Here is a 1,277-nt window from a genome sequence, read left to right on the forward strand (position 1 = left end):
GGCTTTGATGATGTGACCGCCCCCCGACGGCATCAATGTGCCAAGGTGGGTCTGCGATGATCCACAAAGGAGAACGGTCATGTCGGAGATTATCACGGTTGGACTCGATCTGGCGAAGAATGTGTTTCAGGTGCATGGCGCCGACAGTGCTGGTCGAGCGATCTTGCGCAAGAAGCTACGTCGGGGACGAGTTCTGGAGTTTTTCGACCAACGGCCGACTTGTGTCGTGGCGATGGAGGCCTGCGGCGGCGCTCATTATTGGGGCCGCGAGATCGGCAAGCGGGGCCATGAGGTTCGGCTGATCCCACCTGCCTACGTGAAGCCCTTCGTCAAGCGCCAGAAGAACGACGCAGCGGATGCTGAAGCGATTTGCGAGGCCGCGCTGCGCCCGACGATGCGCTTCGTGCGGGTGAAGAGCGAAGATACCCAGGGCGCGGCGATGGTGTTCCGGCTCCGCGAACTTTTGATCCGTCAGCGCAGCCAGGTGATCAATGCCCTGCGCGGTCACCTGGCCGAGTTCGGACAGGTGGTTCCGCAGGGGGCGTCCAATGCATCGAGGCTGATTGCCATCGTCGACGATCCGGAAAGCGGTCTACCTGCCGAGGCGACAGCCACTTTGCAGGTCTTGATCAGGACATTGGCTCAACTCGAAACGCAGATCGCGGAACTCGACGCCAGGATTGCCCGCTGCGCCAGGGAGAACGATGTTGCCCGGCGGCTCATGACAGTGCCGGGCATCGGGCCGCTGATCGCCACGGCCATAGCGACGCTTGCGCCGCCACCCGAGACGTTCCGCAAGGCCCGCGATTTTGCAGCCTGGCTTGGATTGGTCCCACGGCAGCATTCGACAGGTGGCAAACAGCGACTGGGGGCAACTACAAAGATGGGTGAACGGTCGCTTCGCCGTCTGCTGATCATTGGCGCCAACAGCGTGATCATCAAACGCCATACCCATCGCGAAGCACAACCCGGCACATGGCTGGGCAATCTGCTGACACGCAAGCCACCGATGCTGGTGCGTGTTGCGCTTGCGAACAAGATGGCACGCATCGTTTGGGCCTTGATGGCTCGCGGCGGTGTCTACCAGTCTCCGGTCGCGGCGGCATAAACCCGCTGTAGGTCGCGAGGGCGTCGGAGCGGAAGAGGGCAAGGAGCAGTTTGGCGCAACAGTCGTGAGACGGGATCGGGAGAACCAGTGTGCAACAGAGTGCCATTGAGCACGCGGCTTTGATCTGGACCCGACCTTCGAACACCATACGGGCCCGCGGCATGATAAC

Annotated in this window: 1 protein-coding gene; it reads left to right on the forward strand. The window is 61.7% G+C overall.

The genetic code is table 11. From position 1 onward, the window contains the following. The first annotated feature begins 79 nt into the window (after positions 1–79). Positions 80–1,108, forward strand: a complete 1,029-nt coding sequence (locus M3P21_RS22260; protein WP_249713702.1) for an IS110 family RNA-guided transposase — start codon at positions 80–82, stop codon at positions 1,106–1,108. The last annotated feature ends 169 nt before the right edge of the window (positions 1,109–1,277 follow it).

The organism is Ruegeria spongiae, from assembly GCF_023502395.1.
GTDB lineage: Bacteria > Pseudomonadota > Alphaproteobacteria > Rhodobacterales > Rhodobacteraceae > Ruegeria_C > Ruegeria_C spongiae.

Bases quoted from the DNA above. Each gene is read 5' to 3' on its own strand.
- M3P21_RS22260 (WP_249713702.1), top strand. From the start codon at position 80: ATGTCGGAGATTATCACGGTTGGACTCGATCTGGCGAAGAATGTGTTT.